We start from the raw sequence: 20,635 nt of genomic DNA, 5'->3' as shown, positions 1-20,635 counted from the left end.
TTATGTTTGTATCATATGGTAATTGATGCTATAATTGAGACAACAAAAACATACGAGGTGCGTAAAGATGGTGAAATTATCAAAAAGGCAGCAAGATATATTAGAGTTTATAAAAGAAGAAGTTAAATTGAGAGGCTATCCGCCTTCTGTAAGGGAAATCGGGGAAGCAGTCGGCCTGGCTTCAAGCTCTACAGTTCACGGCCATCTCGCTAGACTTGAAAGCAAAGGGCTGATCCGCAGGGATCCTACTAAACCGCGCGCCATTGAAATTTTAGATCTGGACGAGTCTTCTCACATACCTAAGGTCAGTGCCGTCAATGTTCCGATCGTCGGTAAAGTAACTGCAGGGCAGCCGATAACGGCCATTGAAAATGTCGAAGAATACTTCCCTCTTCCAGAAAGAATGGCACCTGCTGACGAGCATGTTTTCATGCTTGAAATCATGGGAGAAAGTATGATTGAAGCCGGAATCCTTGATGGCGACTATGTCATCGTCAAACAGCAGAGCACTGCAAATAATGGAGATATCGTGGTTGCTATGACAGAAGAAGACGAAGCAACTGTAAAGAGATTCTTCAAAGAAAAAGACTTTATTCGACTTCAGCCGGAAAACTCTACAATGGAACCTATCATCCTTCGAAATGTTTCCATCCTTGGCAAGGTTATAGGTGTCTACCGCCATATGCATTAATAGAATGATAAAAAGCAAGCAGCCTCTGCCTGCTTTTTATTTTTTCCAATTTTAAGAAGGTTATCAGTTCCTATTACCTGATGCTATTAGCGAAATCATACGAAAGTAACTGATACTTTTTCTTTTGGCATAAAGTTACAGTTATGTATGACTATTTTATTGTTCAGAAAATTCGGTATTTTTATGCATATTAATTTATAGCCACTTTCTATATAATGGTAATACACCGAGAATCAACCTAAGGTCGCTTGTCCAAAATCTCGACTTTAGGAGTGTGAAGAAAAGATGTTTTTGAACATTACCTTCGCTTTGTTGATTGGTGGGCTGGTTGGTGTCGTTGGACATATTCGGAAAGAAGGCAAAATGGTCAAACCCAGAAGGACAAAAAAATTCATCTATCTGGGGGTCTTTGAAGAAGTAATCATGGGGGCTTTAGCGGCTGTTTTTTTGGTCGTATCTTCAGATCCTGACTCTGCCTTAAAGGTAGTTCTCCTGGCGGTGATTGCTGGATTTGGAGGAGATGCATTGCTGACATGTCTTGATTTCTTAAAAATCAGACATAAAGAATAGAGACATGCAGGGAAATACAAATTAGTTAAAACCTCGTTCATCTGTAAACGGGGTTTTTGTATTTTCATGATAAAAAACCCCGGCTCGAACGGCCAGGGGTTCTCCTATTTTCTTAGTACATGCTCATGTACTGCTCGCGCTCCCATGGATGCACTTGCGTAAGGAACAACCCTCCGGCTTTGCATTATTAATGCAAACCAAAAAAGCCAATTATTAAATTGACTTCTTCATCCACATTTACTACACTCTCAGTAAAGCTATCGGGGATCTTTATACTACTATCGGCTATTTGGATTTGAATAAGAGTTTTCCCAATAAAGACAAATTAGAAAAGCTTGCAGAGTTTTATGGAGTCACTTTTGAAGAAATTACTGAAGAAAATTATTATAGCCCCTCTCGAGTGAGAAGGGCTTTTGATTTCTTCTTAAACTAGAGAAGCAGGATTAACATCTACGGTGAATTTGTTGGTAATCTATTGATGTTAAGCTATTTTACAGTATCTAGCAAAATAGGTCACCAAGAACAGGAATATCTGAAACAAGATCACAGAAAAAGTCGCCAACATCTCCAAACACATCTTCAAGAGCCTCGCCTATTTCTTCTAAAGCATATCCAAGATCATTTAATATACTTGCAACAATATCGTTCGTTACATCAAATACACTGTTTAGAAGTTGAGCAATGGCTTCAGCGGAAAAGGAAAAAGCATCCCTGAGAATCTGACTTATTTGCAACAAAGATGATCCGAAAACTTGCTGAAGAGCAGTCGCAATCTCGTTGAAAGCAACCCCAATCGCATTTAAGACTACAGCGGCTGCTTGAGCAGCCAATCCAAATACTTGTTGAAGAGCAGACGCAATCTCGTTGGCAACAAACCCGATCGCTCTTAAGACTTCTGCCGCTGCTAGGGCAGCTAGTCCAAATATTTGTTGAAGAACAGCCGCAATCTCGTTGGCAACAAACCCGATCCCTTCTAAGATTTCAGCCGCTGCTAGAGCAGCTAGTCCAAATACTTGTTGAAGAGCAGCTGCAATCTGGTTGACAACAAACCCGATCGCTTTTAAGATTTCAGCTGCTGCTAAGGCAGCTAGTCCAAATACTTGTTGAAGAGCAGCCGCAATCTCGTTAACAACAAACCCGATCGCTTTTAAGACTTCTGCCGCTGCTAAGGCAGCCAATCCAAATACTTGTTGAAGAGCAGCTGCAATCTCGTTGGCAATAAATCCAATTACTTTTAGAATATTCGCCGCTGCTTGGGCAGCCAGTCCAAATACTTGTTGAAGAGCAGCCGCAATCTCGTTGGCAACAAACCCGATTGCTTTTAGAATATTCGCCGCTGCTTGGGCAGCCAATCCAAATACTTGTTGAAGAGCAGCCGCAATTTCGTTGGCAACAAACCCAATTGCTTTCAAGACTTCAGCCGTTGCTTGGGCAGTCAATGCAAATACTTGTTGAAGAGCAGCCGCAATCTCGTTGGCAACAAACCCGATTGCTTTTAAGATTAGTGACGCAACCTGAGCACCTAAACCGAAAACCTGTTGAAGAGCTTGAGCAACCTCCGTAACAACAAAACCGAGATCCTTTAAGATAGTGGCCGCAGCCTGAGCACCCAAACCGAAAACTTGTTGAAGCGCTTGAGCAATTCCAATTACATTAAACCCCAGCGATCTTAGAAGATTGGCAGTTTCCGAAACTCCTAAGTCAAACACTGTTACAATTGCACCTGCTACCTCGAGTGCAGTGAATGCCTCGTTGGTAAGAATTAAGGCAATTTGTTGGAAAGTTAAAAAGAACTCAGCATTTAATTGTTCTGCAATCTGCGTGGCTGTATCACCTTGAATATTTAACTGGCGGGCACGAATGACGGGATCGTTATCAATTCTAAATCTAATCGGAACGTTCTGATTATTAAGAAACGTATTTGGTGCGACCGTAACAATAACAGGGTCTAGTTCAATAGGTGAAAGTTCTACACCATTTCGAGTAACTTCGTTTACCTCAACGAGAAATTGAACTTGATCTCCTCGTTGAACATTTCTTGCTCTCCAGTTAACTCTATAATTGCTTTCGGAATTTGCGAGAATTTCTAACTGATCGATTGTAACCCCTGTCGTCAGATTTTCTATGGTTACAGTAATATAGCCTTGAAGTGAGTTATCAAATATACTTGGGGCAGTCGTTCCGTCTCCTATCGGCGGTAACCAGACAAATGAAAGTCTAGGGTCTAACGAACCATTAAGGGACTGAAATGGTGATATTCTAATTGAGGTTTCTTGTTCCATTTTTTATTTCTCTCCTTTTAATTTATTGCTTACATGATTCAATATATGTAAAGGAGTTAAATTTGAAAGGGACAAGCTTCTTATGTACATTTTATTTTGGGTGCGTGTTACTGCCTGTTTTTAAAAAACTTACTTTGCTGTTAGTGGAATTTTTGTTTTGCAAGTGGGAGAAGTTTTTCGTAAATATTCATTTGGTCTGAAATAATAAAAAACTCTAGTCCAAAGAATAGAGCTAAAATGGAAATTTAATTTCCGAGAAACTATATGAATGGGCTAAGGTGCTATTTTGCAGCTCTTTCGCGATTCTTATTATTCCACAATCGGGCGCTTTTCTTTAATAAGAGGGCGTCTTTTTGTAATGGCCCAACACATTTAAGAGATTAGATATTGTTAGGTAAAGAAAAAATTGTGAAGATTTCTACTTAAACAAATGGGTGCATTACTTAAAGAACGGCTGCCATTTTAAGCCGTTCTTTTTATTCAACCATAGGGGCAGGTTAACTTAAAAAGGAAAAAATTAAATTTTGTAGGTTTGGGGCAATGATGATACCTTTTATCGTTTTAATCGTGCCCCTAAATAATGTCCTTGAATTTTTTTTTAGCTTTAAAATCGGGCATTTTTTCGGGCAAAGCAAAGAACATAACTTTTAAAAAATTTCTGCACGAAAACAAAAAAACCCTCAACACCAATAGTGTCAAGGGGTTTATTTCTTAGTACATGCTCAAGTACTGCTCGCGCTCCCATGGATGCACTTGCGTACGGAACATATCCCACTCAATTTCTTTCGCTTCAATGAAGTGTTCAAAGATATGTTCGCCAAGAGCGGATACGATAACTTCATCTTTCTTAAGCTCATCAAGTGCAGCTGCTAATGTAGCCGGAAGATCCTTGATGCCTTCTTCTTCACGTTCCTGCTTGTTCATTACATAGATGTTGCGGTCTACTGGTGCCGGAGGAGTCAATTTGTTCTTGATTCCGTCAAGTCCAGCTTTTAGAAGCACAGCCATTGCAAGGTATGGGTTTGCAGCAGGGTCTACACTTCTTACTTCAACACGTGTACTTACACCGCGGGAAGCCGGGATACGGATTAGCGGTGAACGGTTTTGCGCTGACCAAGCAACATAACAAGGTGCTTCATAACCAGGCACCAAACGCTTATAAGAGTTAACGATTGGATTTGTTACTGCAGTGAATGCTGTCGCATGGTTGATGATTCCTGCTATAAAGTGACGAGCATCCTCACTTAATTGAAGATCGCCTGTTTCGTTGAAGAATGCATTTTTGCCATCCTTGAATAATGAAACGTTACAGTGCATACCTGATCCGTTAACACCGAACAACGGTTTTGGCATGAATGTCGCATGCAGGCCGTGCTTGCGGGCAATTGTTTTAACAACAAGCTTGAACGTCTGGATTTGGTCACAAGCTGTTAATGCATCCGCATATTTGAAATCGATTTCGTGCTGTCCAGGTGCAACCTCATGGTGGGATGCTTCAATTTCAAAGCCCATTTCTTCAAGCTCAAGCACGATATCACGGCGGCAGTTTTCTCCAAGATCAGTTGGCGCAAGGTCGAAGTATCCGCCATTATCGTTCAATTCAAGAGTCGGCTCACCAGCCTGGTCAAGCTTGAATAAGAAGAATTCCGGCTCAGGCCCTAAGTTGAAATCAGAGTATCCTAATTCTTCCATCTCTTGTAAGATTCGTCTTAAGTTGCTGCGGGGATCACCAAGGAATGGAGTTCCATCTGGATTGTAGATGTCACAGATAAGGCGTGCGACTTTCCCTTTTTCTGCTGTCCAAGGGAATACCACCCAAGTATCAAGGTCTGGATAAAGATTCATATCTGATTCTTCAATACGTACAAAACCTTCGATTGAAGATCCATCAAACATCATTTTGTTATCAAGGGCTTTTTCAAGCTGGCTGATCGGAATTTCCACGTTCTTGATAGTTCCAAGAATATCCGTAAACTGTAAACGGACGAATTTTACATTTTCCTCTTCTGCAATACGCTTAATATCTTCTTTAGTAAACTTTGCCACTGGTAGTTCCTCCCTTAAATTTACATGAGTGATTTATTTTTTTGCTCTGTTAATGTGCGCTCAGAAATCCAAGACAATATCAACGAGCTTAAAAACGGCTTTTTTTAATGGAAAAAGCGGTGCATGTTGCCCTGACGCATTGATGAACGATTAAATCGGCCCGCCTGCACAATTTCCTTGCGAAGGAGTTTCCGGATTTCTTCATCTGATAGATCGCGTCTCGCTTTTTCTGCTTGCTTGTTCATGTTTTCAGTTATCGCTTGCTGTTCCTTTACGAGAAATAGCTGCTTGATCCCAGCCATGTTCACGCCTTGATCAATCAAATCTTTAATTTCCAGAAGGACATCGATGTCGTTTAAGGAAAAAAGCCTTCTATTTCCGTCAGTTCTAGCTGGAGAAATTAATTGGTGCTCTTCATAGTAGCGAATCTGCCTGGCGGTCAGGTCAGTCAGCTGCATGACAGTACCAATTGGGAAAAGCGGCATGGAACGTCGAATTTCGCTTCCAGTCAACTATTTCTCCCCCTTTTCAATTACTTCTTGAGTTTATTATATGTAATGTCAGATAATCTGTCAACAATATGTTAGCTTTTATAACATGATTTTTTCAAAAAATTTTTGCCTTTCATATTTTCATATAATTCTCAGTAAAGCAACAGAAAAGGACAACTAACTATGTAGCTGTCCTTCTTTATATTTACCTAATTTATTTGGACTAAACCTTTTTCCAGCAATTGGTTCAGCGCGATGCATACAGCCATTTTCACATGTGAATAAGTCAGCCCGCCCTGAACATAAGCAACATAAGGTGGCCTGATGGGGCCATCAGCCGTCAGTTCAATGCTTGCACCCTGAATAAAAGTACCCGCTGCCATGATAACATCGTCTTCATATCCTGGCATATAAGCAGGGTAGGCAGTTACATGTGAATTAACAGGAGATGCAAATTGAATTGCCTGGCAAAACGCCACCATTTTTTCTTTATCATCAAATTGAACAGATTGGATTAAATCGGTTCTTTTACTGTCCCACTTTGGATTGGAGTTCATACCAAGCCGCTCAAGCAGTGCTGCTGTAAAAACAGCCCCTTTCAAAGCCTGCCCGACAACATGGGGAGCCAGGAAAAAGCCCTGATACATTTCCTGAAGGCTGTACAGGGACGCACCCGCTTCTGCACCAATTCCCGGTGAAGTCATTCGGTAGGAGCAGGCTTCCACCCACTCCTTCTTACCGACAATATAACCGCCTGTCTTAGCAATCCCCCCGCCGGGATTCTTAATAAGCGACCCGGCCATCAAGTCTGCCCCAACATGGCAAGGTTCGCGGTCTTCAACAAATTCTCCATAGCAATTGTCAACAAAAACAATCGCATCCGGCTTAATTTCTTTTACAAACTGGATCATTTCTTGAATTTGTTCAATCGTAAAAGATGGTCTTGTCGCATACCCTTTGGAACGCTGAATGCCAATCATTCTCGTGTTCGGCCTGATTGCTTTCTCAACTGCAGGATAATCGATGCTTCCATCTTCATTCAGCGGGATGCTATTGTATCCAATCCCGAACTCTTTCAGCGAGCCGTTTCCAGTTCCCCGGATTCCAACGATTTCTTCCAGTGTGTCATACGGCTTGCCGGTGATGTAGAGCAATTCATCACCAGGACGCAGTACGCCAAAGAGTGCAATGGAAATGGCATGCGTGCCTGAGATAATCTGAGGGCGGACCAATCCTGCTTCCCCGCCGAAAACTTCTGCATATATTTTCTCCAGCGTATCCCGGCCGATATCATCGTAACCATAGCCGGTTGAAGGAATAAAATGCGAATCGCTGACTTTAAAATTTTGAAAACTTTTTAAAACACGGAATTGATTCTCATCAATCCGCTCATCAATGTTCGATAAAACTTCTGAAATCTGCTGCTCCACTTCTTTTACAACTGGCTGGAGCTTCTCCCCTTGTGATAACTGTTGAAACATGATGTTCTCCTAACTATACGGTATATTTCGTTAATGGCCCTGAAATCTGATGATCCTCGAGGAAATAGCCTTTACATACGTAGAGTTCTTTGTCTTCATTGAAAGTCAATTCCCTCAGGATGGTTTCGTTCTTGAGCTGTGACAGCAGTTTTCCTTCTGTCGAGGGCACCTCCACATGATAATGCTTCATCATTCCCAGGATCATCTGCTCGATTTTCCGTTTCAGCTCATTGCGGTCATCTTCTTTAAAGGCACTGATCTGAATGGTTTCTGTTCTGGCGGTCGGGACAAAATCAGGATGCCTTAAATCTCTCTTATTATATACCGTCAGCTGCGGTATTTTATCATTTTCCAAATCTTCTATCAGTTTATTGACTGTCTGCTCATGCTGGTAATAATCCGGATTGGACATGTCGACCACATGAAGAAGAAGATCTGCTTCCTTTACTTCTTCCAGAGTGGAACGGAAGGCTGCAATAAGCGTAGTCGGCAAATCCTGAATAAATCCGACTGTATCAGTCACAAGTGTAATAAATCCGCTTGGCAAAATCAGCTTGCGGGTCATCGGGTCAAGTGTGGCAAACAACTGGTTTTCTTCATAGGAGTCCGCTTCAGACAGCCTGTTAAAAATGGTGGATTTCCCTGCATTCGTATAGCCGACAAGCGCGATTTGAAATGCTTTGTTTTTCTTCCTTCGTTCACGATATCTGTCACGGTGCTGCACAATGACGGAAAGCTGGGCCTTAATATCATCAATGCGGCGGCGGATATGGCGGCGGTCTGATTCAAGCTTGGTCTCACCCGGTCCCCTTGTGCCAATTCCCCCGCCAAGCCTTGAAAGCTGGACACCCTGGCCTGACAGGCGCGGCAGCAAATACTGCAGCTGAGCCAATTCGACCTGTAGTTTCCCTTCTTTAGAGCGCGCCCTCTGCGCAAAGATATCTAAAATCAGCTGTGTGCGGTCAATGACCCTGGCATCCAAATCTGCAGATAAGTTGCGAACCTGGCTAGGTGAAAGCTCATCGTTAAAAATGATAATATCTGCTTCCATTTCTTCCTGAAGCGCAGCCAGTTCCTCCACTTTCCCTTTTCCTATATATGTAGACGGATGAACCCGTTCCCTTTTTTGTGTAACCGAAGCTAAAACTTTTCCGTTTGCGGTTTCAGTCAGCGATTCCAATTCTTCCATTGAATATTCAAACCGCTGGTCATCTTCATCAGTATGGCAGCCAACAAGAATGACTTTTTCATAATCTGGCTTATGGTCCAACCAGCATCCCTCTTTCATATGCTTATTTTAATTGATAACATCATAACAAAAAATATATTCAATTACTAATTTTTACCGCTAATCACAGGCTTTTGCAACGTCCATTTGAAATGATTAAAAAAATGGTTGTATTTCTTTTTTTCCGTGTTAAAATCATATTGTTTGGAAAGAATTTACGTTTTAATTAACTTAAACTTAAATAGATATATAGATTTGCATCAAGAGGAGAAATGGCATATGACATGGGAAGTTTTAAGTATGATCGGCACTGTTGCTTTCGCTGTCAGCGGTGCAATCGTGGCGATGGAAGAAGAATATGATATTTTAGGAGTATACATCCTTGGGATTGTTACCGCTTTTGGCGGCGGGGCCATCCGAAACCTTCTGATAGGTGTTCCTGTCTCTGCCCTTTGGGAACAGGGTTTATTTTTTCAGATTGCCCTTTTATCCATCACAGCAGTAATGCTGTTCCCGAACAACCTGCTTAAACACTGGCAAAAATGGGGCAATTTCACTGACGCAATCGGATTATCCGCCTTTGCCATACAAGGAGCACTGTACGCAACGGAAATGAACCATCCTTTAAGCGCCGTAATTGTGGCTGCTGTATTGACTGGAAGCGGCGGCGGCATCATACGTGACCTGCTTGCAAGAAGAAAACCGCTTGTATTGCGGTCTGAAATCTATGCGGTCTGGGCTATCCTTTGCGGTTTTGGAGTCGGACTCGGAATCGCCTCAGCACCGTTTGAACTTTACACTTTGTTTATCATTATTACCGCTTTGCGGGTTTTATCTTACACATATAATTGGAAGCTTCCGGTTAAGAGGCTGGGAACAAGTAAAAGCATCGGATAGCCGATGCTTTTTAAATATTTATAGGGTTGTTAAAAACATTGATATCGCAGGGAAATAAGTAATAATAAATAAATCAAAAACCATTACTGCAATAAAAGGAATTACAGCCTTGATTAATTTATCGTAGGAAACATCAGCTATTCCCTTCACTATAAACAAATCCAATCCAACTGGAGGAGTAATTAAACCGATTGATAAGTTAACAACCATGATTAATCCGAAGAAGACTGGGTCAATGCCTGCTCCGAGAGCAATCGGGAGAAGCAAGGGCGTTAGGATCGTAATCGCTGCTGATGCGTTCAGGAAGCACCCTGCAATAAAGAAGATAATATTGAAGATAAATAGTATCAGATATTTATTTTCTGTTGCGTTCATTACAAGCTGTGCAAGCTGCTGCGGAATTTGTTCAGCCGTTAATAACCATCCGAATAAATTTGCCCCGGCTATAATAAAGACAACCATCGCAGACATTTTTCCAGCGTTTATAAACGCTTCGGGTATATCCTTCCAATCCATATCTTTATAAACAAACTTATTAATGATAAAAGCATATGCAGCTGCTACTGCACCGGCTTCAGTAGGAGTAAAGATCCCTCCCCTGATACCGAAAATAATGATTAACGGCAAAAGCAAAGCCAATATTCCTTCAAAAAAAGTTTTCCGGAATGTTGTTAATTCGAATGTCCTTTTTTCCTCAGAATAATTGTTTTTTCTGGTTAACCAGTAGTTTAACATCATTAAAGACAAGCCTATTAATATCCCTGGTATGATGCCTGCTGTGAACAGGTCCCCTATGGAAACTCCTGCAGTTACACCGTATACAATCATGGGAATAGATGGAGGTATAACTACAGCTATTGTACCCGCACTAGCAACAGTGGCAGCTGCAAACCCTTTATCATATCCCTTTGACTCCATCATTGGTATCATCATTTTACCTACAGCAGCGGTATCTGCAGCACCTGAACCGGATATCCCGGCAAAAAACATACTTGTTAAGGTTGAAACCTGGGCAAGACCTGCCCTTACCCAGCCCACTGCGGCAAAAGCAAATGCTGCTATTCTTTTACCCATGCTCCCTGACATCATAAATTCCCCTGTAAGCATGAAGAAAGGAATCGCCAGCAGTGGAAACGAATCAACTGATGTAATTAAACGCTGTGGAACCACTTCAAGAGGAATATAATATATGCTGGATATAAATCCGGAAATGGAAGCTATAATTAATGATATCGCAATTGGCACACCCAGAATCATTAATAAAAACAATACAGCCAATACTATTATTGCTACCGTCATCAGATTCCCTCCCTTTCAACTAACCCATATTTGTATTTTGGGATTCTACTTGAACGACCACTTTTTCATCCCTTTTTGCAGTGCGCAGCTCCAAAATATTAACCGATGAGTGAACAAAACAGACAATTGAACTGACTAGGACTGCTCCGTAAATAAAAGTCATATTCAGTCCAAGCGAGGGAGAAATTTGCTGAATGGAGAATTTTAATATTCTTGATCCATAAATAATGAGAAACAGAAAAAGTGCACTGTTAATAAATTCAACCAGCAGCATGACTTTACTTTTCCATTTTTCAGATAAATAATGATGGAGAATTTCTACTTGGGCATGCCCTTTGCTTTTATATACGATTCCGATCCCTAAGAAAACGATCCATACAAACATGTACCTGATAAGCTCTTCAATCCAGGTTAAGTTGAAAATACTGAAGTCTACAAAAGGGAGTATATTTTTTGCAATCGCACTTTGCAGGACGTATCTTGAAAATACCTGATACACTGTGGAGATAAAGGCAATGACAAAAAATAAGATAACAATATTCCTCGATATCTTATCCGCTTTGTCACTTAATTTCCCGAAAAAGTCACTCATTTTTCTACACCCCCGCCATTTATTTTAAGCTTTCTATCTTATCAAACAGCTCTTTTCCTAAAGTTTCTTCATATTCCTCATAAACTTGCTTTACTGCTTCTCTAAATGAATCCAAATCTGGATTTTCTTCAATTTCTATCTCCGTCTTTTTAAGGTCCTCCAGCAGTTTTTTCTCATCCTCCAATGCAACTTTGCGTTCATAATCAACTGCTTCTGCAGAGGCTTCAGATACTGCCTTTTGAAGTTCTTCAGGCAATGTGTCATATGTTGTTTTACTCATAAGAAAAACAGCGGCATCATAGTTATGGGCAGTTAATGTCAAATAGCTCTGCACCTCTTGAAATTTATTTAAATAGATTTGCGCAAGCGGATTTTCCTGGCCGTCGACCACTTTTTGTTCCAAAGCAGTATATAGTTCACCGAACGGAACAGGAACAGGAGTTGAGCCAAGAGCTTTGATGAATGAGATGTATGGAGGCGACTCCTGGACCCTTAATTTTAATTTCGCTGCATCGGAACTTGTCTTAATGGGTTTCTTATTATTTGTCATATGCCTCCAGCCATTCTCCATATAGCCGAGGTTTATAAGGCCCCTGTTCTCTAAATCAGAAGCTATCTCTTTGCCTATCTCCCCATCCAGGACCCGAAAAGCATGCTCCCGGCTTTCAAATAAATATGGAAGATTAAGTAAATTAAATTTAGGTGCGAAATTGGTTACTGGTGCTACTGACCCAATATGAAAATGGATGGAGCCAATTTGCGCTCCTTCTATTTGGTCTCTTCCATTTCCTAATTGGCTGCTTGGAAATATATCGATTCTTATCCGCCCGTTAGATTTTTCTTCCACCAGCTCTTTAAACTTCAATGCCCCTTTGTGGTAAGGATGAGTTTCCGTTTGAAGATGACCCAGTCTCAAAACATATTCTGCTTCCGGCTCTTTGCCATTAACATTGCTGGAGCAGCCGCTCACAAATAATAAAAATAGGATTGATAATATGGACAGATACGCCCTCATATAATTCGCCTCCCGCACTTTATTGTAAGCCCTTACAAATACATGATTGAAAAACTGCTACGATTCCTTAGATTTACCGCCGCCAAGTCTACATAAATAAGTTGTTAATATTGTTAATTGATTAGACTAAATTAATTTTCCCATTAAAATTCCTCCTTTTTATTCACTTTCCTGCAGATCTATTAAAATCTTTTTTCATGGAATGACTTTTTTCAAGGAGATCACTTAAGTTATGGTACAGTCACCCAACCACTATCCATATTCTATTTATAATTTTCTAAAAAATCAATACTTTCCAAATTTTTTTATTTATTTTTTATATTTTTCTTGATAACCCTTTTTAAAAATGCTTAAATTAAATTATATTGGTTGGGTCTCCTGACCACCGGGCCAATTCCATAAAAAAGGAGGCAGAAGATTGAGCAATGCTGGAGCAACAAAACTGCATAAAGCAGAAACAGTACCCCTTCACGCAAGAAAAAAAATAAAAACCTTAAAGCTTCAAAAGGGCTGGTTAAAAGGAGTCCTCCTTACTTTAATCCTTGCTGTGTTAGCTGGTTCAATAGCGAAATTGCCTGTTTTTTCAGTAATGGGAATTATGATTATTTCCATACTGCTTGGCATGAGCTGGAAAGGAATAATGGATGTGCCAGCCGATGCATCTGCCGGGATTACATTCAGCAGCAAGACTCTTCTTCGTGCAGGGATTATTCTGATGGGATTAAGACTCAATGTTGAACAAATCTTTGCAGCTGGTTTTTCTATTATTATTGCCGATATTATTGTAATCGTTTTCACGATTGTCCTTATGATGTATATCGGCAAACTTCTCTCGATTGACCGCCATTTATCCACACTGATTGCAGTCGGTACTGCGATATGCGGAGCCGCTGCCATAGTTGCTGTTGCCCCCCTAATCAGGGCTAAGAATGAATTGACTGCTATCTCCGTAGCTTTTATTGCCATTATGGGCACCATAGTGACAATTATTTATACCTTTATGTTTCCTGTGCTGGATTTAAGCCCCCGTGATTATGGTGTATTAACTGGAGCAACTTTGCATGAGCTTGCTCATGTCATTGCAGCTTCTGCTCCAGGAGGAGATGTGAGCAGTGATACTGCAATTCTAGTAAAACTGGGACGTGTAGCATTATTAATTCCCGCAGCGATTATACTTGGAATGATATTTAATAAGAACAGCTTAAAGAAACAGAAAACAAGACTCAGAGATTTGCCGATCCCCTGGTTCATCTTCGGCTTTCTGTTTATGTGCCTGGTTAATACTGCTGGTATACTATCTGATAGGATGACTCAAATGCTGATTGCACTAAGTATTTTCTTATTATCTATGGCCATGGCAGGTTTAGGTTTAGGAGTTAACTATAGTGAATTTAAAAAGTTAAACAGCAAGGTGATTTTTACTGGAACTTTCGGAGCTGCCGCCTTAGCAGCATTGGGATTTTTAATCGTTCATTTTATTTAAAGCTGCCTATGAAGGCAGCTCTATTTTCCTTTTTGAGAAAATTATGACAGGGGTGTTGATAACTTGACCCGTTAATGATTTAATAAAATAGGTTGGGCCATTGAACCATTTTGCCTATAAAAGAATGCCCATCAGTAAATTTTGGTTGGAGGGGTAAATTTGGACATTAATAGAAAAGGAATTTCGGAGCAGGTAGCCGATAGTATAAAGAAAAAAATCCATAATGGCGTATATAGAGCAGGTGAAAAAATCCCTGGCGAAAGAGAAATGGGAATGGAACTTTCTGTCAGCAGAAATACAGTAAGGGAAGCCTATAAGATTCTAGAAGCATATGGGTATTTAACCGCCAAACACGGAACAGGGGTCTTTGTAGCTTCTCCAGAGCAGCAGATACAAAAAATGACTGAAGCGTTTTTTGTATCCTCAGATCAATTTAAGGATTTCTTCTCCGTCAGAAAGATTCTTGAAGATTGGACAGTAAAATGGTCCATAGAGAATTCAAGCCCGGATCTTATTCAGCAATTAGATCAAATCCTTAAGGAAGCAAATGAAAGTGTAAGTGGTGACCAAAATTTTGACCGTCTTGCTGAATTAGATCATAAATTTCATATGACTCTTGCAGATCATTCAAATAATGTTGTGCTAGTAAGGATTATGCACTTTCTAATCGATCTGCTGTCCGAGTCACGTACAAAATCAATTAACATTCCGGGCCGCGCGTTAAAATCTGTTCAAGAGCACGAAAGGATTCTTGAGGCAATAAAGCAGAACAACATTGAGTTAGCCCAGGAACGTATGAAAGACCATATAGAAAGTGTTGAATGCTCGATTTCACAAAATACATTATCCAGCTAAAAAAGCTGTCATGGTGTTATATACCTCATCCAATTGGATGGGGCAATAATCACCATACAGCTTTTTTTAAAGAGAAAGACTTTTACTGGAATGATCAAGTGACATCGCCTCAGGAAAATGGATATTGAATTTCTCACCCAATTCTTTTAATTCCTGTTCAACATTGCCTGATAATTCAATTCCTGTTAATAACCTGCCGTCACTTTCTCTTTTTCTTCTTTCTCCAGGATAGCGTATTTCGCTTATGTCTGGTTTCTTAGGAACTTCCTTCATTTCCTGCAGCAGGTGTTGAATGGAAGTAAAGAAAAGTGATAAATCCATAAATTTCTCAATATCTAATAACAAAAAGAAATGTCCAACATTTGCATTCTCTGTTTCACCATCATCATATAGATTTTTCACATGAGGGCCAAATGCCGCTCCTGAAAGCACTCCAGTTAATATCTCAACCGCAAGCGCAAGTGCAGCTCCTTTTGCTCCTCCAAGCGGTAATACAGACCCATTTAAAGCAGCTGCAGGATCTTTGGTGGGATATCCATTTTCATCTATTGCCCAGTCATCCGGTATTTCAGTCCCCTGTTTAGCGGCCAATATGATTTTCCCTCTAGCCACTATACTGGTTGATAAATCAATGATTACAGGCTGATCATTTCCAGTTGGAAAGCCAAACGCGATAGGATTTGTGCCAAAGAAAGCTTCCCTCCCTCCCCAGGGTGCAATGCCTGGCGGGGAATTAGTAAAGCCTATGCATGCGAGATTCTGCTCGCATGCCATCTGGCAAAAATAAGAAGCAGTCCCAAAATGATTGCTATTACGAATTGCGATTGCTGCAGTGCCATTTTCTTTTGCCGTTTCAATGCCTTCTTTAATTGCCTTCCAGCTTACTATATGGCCCAGGCCATTATCTCCATCAATCTGCAGCACGGATGGAGCTTTTTTAGTGACTTTAATATCCGGATTCACATTTATTCTTTTATCCATGAATCGTTTGGCATATATGGGGAGTCTGCTGATCCCGTGGCTATCCGTGCCTTCTAAGTTTGCTTTTACCAGTGAATCCGCGACAACTTCCGAATAATCTTTGCGCATTCCCATTTTTTCAAGAACTTTTTCACAGAATTCCTTTAGATCCAATTCATTATATGTGTTCATGTCTAAACTCCTTTTTTTATACTCTCTTTAAAAAAGGATTCTCCCTACTCATAAATGTGCAGGGAGAAATTGAATCAGGCGCTTCGGTATAGTTTTGTCATGACAAATTCACGATGTCCTAAAGCTTCAGCACTGGTCAATCGGCCATTAACCGTACGGCAAATAACTTCCATTAATTTGTCGCCTGCTTCTTCCAGGGAAATCTGACGGGACAATAATCCCTGTACATCTACATCAATATGCTCGCTCATTGTTCCAGCTGTTATGGGATTTGCGGTAATTTTCACAACAGGCTCAATTGGATTTCCGATAATATTACCCTGCCCTGTTGGGAAAAGGTGGAGTACTGCTCCGCCAGCTGCCATTAAGGTAATGCACTCTGCTGCTGCTGAAGAAGTATCCATAAAATACAAGCCATTGCCATTATCTGGCTTTTCCGCTGGATCAAGCACCCCAATTACATCCTTAGTGCCCGTTTTGGCGATATTACCAAGAGCCTTTTCTTCTATAGTTGATAGGCCTCCTGCAATATTTCCCTGTGTTGGCTGGGAGCCAAGCAGATCTACTCCTTTGGATTCGATTTCGCCTACATAATCTTTATAGATGGCCATAAACTTTTCATGAAGTTCAGGAGTTGCCATTCTTTGTGCTATCAGATGTTCTCCACCAGTTAATTCTGATGTTTCCCCAAAGAATACGGTCGCACCGGCATCAACCAGGCGGTCAACTGCCTGAGATACAGTTGGGCATGATCCCAATCCTGTAGTCGTATCCGATTCCCCGCACTTGATGCTGATCGTTAAATCTTTTAATTCAATCGGTTCTCTTTGAAGTTCAGATGCCCGTTGAACATACTCTTTAGCCTTCCATGATGCTTGGCGGATCGTTTCAAAATCACCATTTCCCTCGATAGAAAAATAGGATACTGGTTTACCAGTTTCTGCAATACCTTCCGCGATTTTCTTAGACCAGTTTTCTTCAATGCCGATGACAATAACCGCGGCCACATTTGGATTTGAGCCGGTTCCTATCATTGTTCTGAAATGAAGATCAAGGTCTGGTCCATACTGGAGTCTTCCATATGCGTGAGGAAGGGCCATCGTTCCTTGAACTTGTCTTGCTACAGCCTCACAGGCAGCATTTGAGATATCATCAACAGGCAAAATAATGACATGATTACGTATTCCAACTTTTCCATTTTCTCTGCGGAAACCCATTAGTGTATTATTCATTTTTACCACCTCGCCGTTTTAATATTATGAGTATGGACATAGTCTCCTACAGTCCATTCTGTTGTAGTTAACCCAATTTGAATTCCGTATTTTAATACTGGCTGATCACTGTTTAAGTCCACTAATGATATTTTATGTCCTAAAGGAATATCCCCCCGAGACTTTACAGACACTTCAGAATTATCGTCCATATAGATTCCGATAACCTGTTCTCCTTCTTTTATTGGACTAGTTGCTACCCCTACATGATCTCCCTTATGATGAATTAAAAACTTATGTGTGCTAACTTCTTTGGACTCAGGCGAATGCGTTTCTGCAAGAGTTGTAGATTGACTGTTATTACTCATTCAATTGCCTCCTCTTTATTTTGGCTGGGTGACCCAACCACTGTTTATAGGTTAATTAAACCACTCTTAAATGGTAAAGTCAATTAATTTATTTAAATTTTCGGAAACTTTTTATATTACACATAATGATGGCTGATGCTTCATAACCTTCGCCACTTCCTTTGCCACCAATAAGGAAGTTCTAATTTGTGATTCTTCAGTTAAACCAGCTATATGCGGAGTAACGACAGCATTCGGGCAGGTCAATAGTTCGTTCGCTGGGTGGATTGGTTCTGTCTCAAGTACATCCAGAAACGCTCCTGCAATCGAACCATTGGTCAAAGCAGCTGCAAGATCACGTTCATTTATAATACCGCCCCGGGACGTATTAATAATATAGGAAGTAACCTTCATTAATTGAAGTTCTGACTCGGAGATTAAATACTTAGTTGAAGGTGTAAGCGGAACATGCAAGGAAATAAAATCAGATTCAGCAAGGAGATCTGCTAATGATTCTTTTATTTGAACTCCTGTTTCAGAAACGATGTGATCATAATCTGCAATATAGGGATCGTAGCCAATCACATTCATTCCAAACGATATTGCTCTTTTAGCAACGCGATGTGAGATTTCACCTAATCCTATAAGGCCCAGCGTTTTACCCGCAATTTCCATACCTGTATATGTTTTTCTATCCCAATTGCCTTTCTTGACATCATAATCAGCCAGATGAAGAGGCCTGGAAACACTTAGCATGGCCATCATCACATACTCGGCCACCGAAGTAGCGTTAGCATTTTTAGCATAAACAACTGGGATTCCCATTTTCTTTGCTGTTTTTGTGTCTATATTATCAAGTCCAACTCCAAGCCTTCCTATGACCTTTAATTGTGTACCAGCTGCCATTAATTCCTGGTCTACACTTGTTTGATTTCTTACAATTAAAGCATCGTATTTGTTTATTTTTTTTAATAATTCTTCACGGTTACTCCATAGACTCTCGTCATAATCCACTTGATAGCCATTGTTTATTAACTCTTCAATTCCTTCTTTCCAGATTAATTCAGTAATTAGGATTTTCATTTTTCAAGCTCCTTCCAGATTAAAATGGTTAGGTGACCCAACCACTTATAATTATTAAAACACCCCCGGGAATTTCGGTCAATGTTTTTTGAAAATTCTTTCTTTAAAATAAAAAACATCAGATTAGCCTGATGTTTTTTCGAGGTAATACTTAAAAAGACAAACAGAATCACGGTTCAGATGTTTATTTGCCGGTTTAAGCTGTTTGTTTGCCAGTTTAGGCAATTTCTTTGCTAATTTTCCTATTTGTTTGCGAATACAGGTACTTTTTTTGCTAGTTTCCAATTTTATTTGTAGAGTTCACAATTCCATAAAAAAAGACCTGCTCAATCCAGGAGCAGGTCCCCTCAATATTATTGCTTCACATTCGCCATAATCGTATTTGGATCAAAGCCAATGACCCATTTGCCATTTACATTGATCTGCGGCACTCCCATTTGTCCGGTGGTTGCAACCAGTTTTTGTGCCTCTCGCTGGTCATTCTGCACATTAACTTCTTTATACTCCAGCCCTTGCTCATCCAGAAAATTCTTCACCATCGTACAGTAAGGGCAAGTATTCGTTGTATAAACCGTAATAGTGTTCATTTTATATTCCTCCTTCAATAAAAAAACAATGTTTCTTTGACACTGTCTTTTTATTACAATATCCCCTTAATCGGCTTCTTCAAACACCATATCATTGCTTCTGATTGTCATCAGATCATGTTTGTCATAGCTGTTTTGCATTAACAGGCGCATGGCCTGTGCCCGGATTGATTTTTCAATGATATTTCGGATGTAACGCCCGTTCGAAAAACTGTTTGGGCTGAGATTATTTTTTACATAGTGTAAGTGCTCTCTTAGCTTCTTTTCGGATTCGTGGCTTAAATTATACTCCCGTTCCTTCAGCATCCGCTCCCCGATTTCCATCAGCTGCTCAATCGAGTAGTCAGGAAAGTCAACAACCAGGGGGAATCGGGAATGAAGACCTGGATTCAGCGTCAGGAAATGATTCATTTCTCTTGAGTAGCCAGCCAGAATCAGGATAAATTCATGCTGGCGGTCTTCCATATGCTTGACGAGGGTGTCAATGGCTTCCTTCCCAAAGTCTTTTTCTCCGCCTCTCCCTAAAGAGTACGCTTCATCGATGAACAGGATCCCGCCTATGGCTTTTTTCACCAGATCCCTTGTCTTTTGGGCGGTATGGCCAATGTATTCACCGACAAGATCGGCCCGTTCTGCTTCAATCAGATGGCCTTTTGACAGTACATTCATTTTTTGAAAAAGCTTGCCTATTAATCGGGCAACCGTTGTTTTACCGGTGCCTGGATTCCCTTTGAACATCATATGCAATGCTTGCTTTCCAGCTTTGAGACCGGCTTCTTCCCGCTTTTTATTCACATAAATCCAGGCATAGATCTCCTTGATCATTTTCTTCATCTCTTCCATTCCCACAAGAGCGCCAAGTTCTTCTTCAATTTCTTTCAGAGCTGTATGCTCAGGCGGAATGACTTTTGGAGCCGCTTGGGATTCGGGAAGCTCTTTTGTGTATGTTTTTCGCTTTTGAGAATTGAGTACGATACTGATCTGTCCGTTATTCTTCAGGCGAATCGGCTGGTCCAAAAGCTATCACCTCACATTCTTAGCACAGTATACGCATAGAAGTAATCGTTGTGACAAAAGCCTATATGCATCCGTGAAATTACGGTTATTAGGCAAAATACGACAAGTTCCAGTCCATTTCAGCAATCAATGATGCAGGAGTGTCGGTTCATGCGGTTTCCCGAGAAATAAGGTGAAACTTCCATCAGCTATGGCTATACTCCGTTTCAGCATGGGACAGAGTAATTAAACCGTTCCTGATGGACAAGGGAAACGAGCCCGCAGTCAGCTTGCCTTCACAGAAACAATAAATTCCCATACCTATATGT

Annotated in this window: 19 protein-coding genes; 5 read left to right on the top strand and 14 right to left on the bottom strand. The window is 40.6% G+C overall.

Annotation, left to right across the window (positions count from 1 at the left end; all coding sequences use genetic code 11):
• Positions 1–67: 67 nt before the first annotated feature.
• Both lexA and IRB79_RS11240 read left to right on the top strand, forming a co-directional pair.
• A complete protein-coding gene (gene lexA / locus IRB79_RS11245) occupies positions 68–691 on the top strand; it encodes a transcriptional repressor LexA (RefSeq protein ID WP_053436273.1) in 624 nt (207 codons plus the stop codon).
• A 285-nt stretch (positions 692–976) separates the two neighbouring features.
• Positions 977–1,261 (top strand): DUF4257 domain-containing protein, encoded by a 285-nt coding sequence (locus IRB79_RS11240; RefSeq protein WP_009330566.1) that lies wholly within the window; start codon positions 977–979, stop codon positions 1,259–1,261.
• A 500-nt stretch (positions 1,262–1,761) separates the two neighbouring features.
• On the opposite strand, the gene IRB79_RS11235 is transcribed toward IRB79_RS11240, so the two are convergent.
• The 5 genes from IRB79_RS11235 to hflX all read right to left on the bottom strand — a co-directional run bounded on the left by IRB79_RS11235 (position 1,762) and on the right by hflX (position 8,849).
• Positions 1,762–3,543: a phage tail family protein gene (locus IRB79_RS11235; RefSeq protein WP_243508494.1), complete on the bottom strand. Its 1,782-nt coding sequence runs from the start codon at positions 3,541–3,543 to the stop codon at positions 1,762–1,764.
• A gap of 711 nt (positions 3,544–4,254) precedes the next feature.
• A complete protein-coding gene (glnA, locus tag IRB79_RS11230; RefSeq protein WP_035330680.1) occupies positions 4,255–5,589 on the bottom strand; it encodes a type I glutamate--ammonia ligase in 1,335 nt (444 codons plus the stop codon).
• A gap of 104 nt (positions 5,590–5,693) precedes the next feature.
• Positions 5,694–6,101 carry a MerR family transcriptional regulator gene (locus tag IRB79_RS11225; protein ID WP_279401056.1) on the bottom strand — a complete coding sequence of 136 codons (408 nt, stop codon included), beginning with the start codon at positions 6,099–6,101 and terminating at the stop codon, positions 5,694–5,696.
• A 188-nt stretch (positions 6,102–6,289) separates the two neighbouring features.
• Positions 6,290–7,561 carry a methionine gamma-lyase family protein gene (locus tag IRB79_RS11220; RefSeq protein ID WP_243508493.1) on the bottom strand — a complete coding sequence of 424 codons (1,272 nt, stop codon included), beginning with the start codon at positions 7,559–7,561 and terminating at the stop codon, positions 6,290–6,292.
• 13 nt (positions 7,562–7,574) lie between these two features.
• The gene (gene hflX, locus IRB79_RS11215) at positions 7,575–8,849 is read right to left on the bottom strand and encodes a GTPase HflX (protein WP_431833417.1); all 1,275 of its coding nucleotides are present in this window, start codon (positions 8,847–8,849) and stop codon (positions 7,575–7,577) included.
• Positions 8,850–9,068: 219 nt separating this feature from the next.
• On the opposite strand from hflX, the gene IRB79_RS11210 reads away from it, so the two are divergent.
• The gene (locus tag IRB79_RS11210) at positions 9,069–9,686 is read left to right on the top strand and encodes a trimeric intracellular cation channel family protein (protein WP_243508491.1); all 618 of its coding nucleotides are present in this window, start codon (positions 9,069–9,071) and stop codon (positions 9,684–9,686) included.
• An 18-nt stretch (positions 9,687–9,704) separates the two neighbouring features.
• Here the strand turns inward: IRB79_RS11210 and IRB79_RS11205 are convergent, their stop codons facing one another.
• The 3 genes from IRB79_RS11205 to IRB79_RS11195 are packed head-to-tail and all read right to left on the bottom strand — an operon-like array spanning position 9,705 to position 12,592.
• Positions 9,705–10,985: a TRAP transporter large permease gene (locus IRB79_RS11205; RefSeq protein WP_243508490.1), complete on the bottom strand. Its 1,281-nt coding sequence runs from the start codon at positions 10,983–10,985 to the stop codon at positions 9,705–9,707.
• Between the two features lie 19 nt (positions 10,986–11,004).
• On the bottom strand, positions 11,005–11,577 hold the full coding sequence (locus IRB79_RS11200) for a TRAP transporter small permease (RefSeq protein ID WP_243508489.1): 573 nt from the start codon (positions 11,575–11,577) through the stop codon (positions 11,005–11,007).
• A gap of 19 nt (positions 11,578–11,596) precedes the next feature.
• On the bottom strand, positions 11,597–12,592 hold the full coding sequence (locus IRB79_RS11195; RefSeq protein WP_243508488.1) for a TRAP transporter substrate-binding protein: 996 nt from the start codon (positions 12,590–12,592) through the stop codon (positions 11,597–11,599).
• 418 nt (positions 12,593–13,010) lie between these two features.
• On the opposite strand from IRB79_RS11195, the gene IRB79_RS11190 reads away from it, so the two are divergent.
• Positions 13,011–14,075: a YeiH family protein gene (locus tag IRB79_RS11190; RefSeq protein WP_243508487.1), complete on the top strand. Its 1,065-nt coding sequence runs from the start codon at positions 13,011–13,013 to the stop codon at positions 14,073–14,075.
• 159 nt (positions 14,076–14,234) lie between these two features.
• Complete coding sequence (locus IRB79_RS11185; RefSeq protein ID WP_243508486.1) at positions 14,235–14,930, top strand: FadR/GntR family transcriptional regulator; 696 nt, start codon at positions 14,235–14,237, stop codon at positions 14,928–14,930.
• 66 nt (positions 14,931–14,996) lie between these two features.
• Here IRB79_RS11185 and IRB79_RS11180 read toward each other — a convergent pair whose 3' ends face one another.
• The 6 genes from IRB79_RS11180 to spoVK form a co-directional block, all read right to left on the bottom strand.
• Positions 14,997–16,082, bottom strand: a complete 1,086-nt coding sequence (locus IRB79_RS11180; protein WP_243508485.1) for an Ldh family oxidoreductase — start codon at positions 16,080–16,082, stop codon at positions 14,997–14,999.
• A gap of 74 nt (positions 16,083–16,156) precedes the next feature.
• Positions 16,157–17,314 (bottom strand): UxaA family hydrolase, encoded by a 1,158-nt coding sequence (locus IRB79_RS11175; protein ID WP_243508484.1) that lies wholly within the window; start codon positions 17,312–17,314, stop codon positions 16,157–16,159.
• A 2-nt stretch (positions 17,315–17,316) separates the two neighbouring features.
• Positions 17,317–17,661 carry a UxaA family hydrolase gene (locus IRB79_RS11170; RefSeq protein WP_243508483.1) on the bottom strand — a complete coding sequence of 115 codons (345 nt, stop codon included), beginning with the start codon at positions 17,659–17,661 and terminating at the stop codon, positions 17,317–17,319.
• A gap of 111 nt (positions 17,662–17,772) precedes the next feature.
• Positions 17,773–18,723 carry a hydroxyacid dehydrogenase gene (locus tag IRB79_RS11165; protein ID WP_243508482.1) on the bottom strand — a complete coding sequence of 317 codons (951 nt, stop codon included), beginning with the start codon at positions 18,721–18,723 and terminating at the stop codon, positions 17,773–17,775.
• Positions 18,724–19,076: 353 nt separating this feature from the next.
• Positions 19,077–19,310 carry a glutaredoxin family protein gene (locus IRB79_RS11160; RefSeq protein ID WP_221877880.1) on the bottom strand — a complete coding sequence of 78 codons (234 nt, stop codon included), beginning with the start codon at positions 19,308–19,310 and terminating at the stop codon, positions 19,077–19,079.
• A 66-nt stretch (positions 19,311–19,376) separates the two neighbouring features.
• Complete coding sequence (spoVK, locus tag IRB79_RS11155) at positions 19,377–20,327, bottom strand: stage V sporulation protein K (RefSeq protein WP_243508481.1); 951 nt, start codon at positions 20,325–20,327, stop codon at positions 19,377–19,379.
• Positions 20,328–20,635 lie beyond the last annotated feature (308 nt).

This window comes from Cytobacillus oceanisediminis (genome assembly GCF_022811925.1).
Classification (GTDB): domain Bacteria; phylum Bacillota; class Bacilli; order Bacillales; family Cytobacillaceae; genus Cytobacillus; species Cytobacillus oceanisediminis_D.
This window is presented reverse-complemented; position numbering and strand designations above follow the sequence as displayed.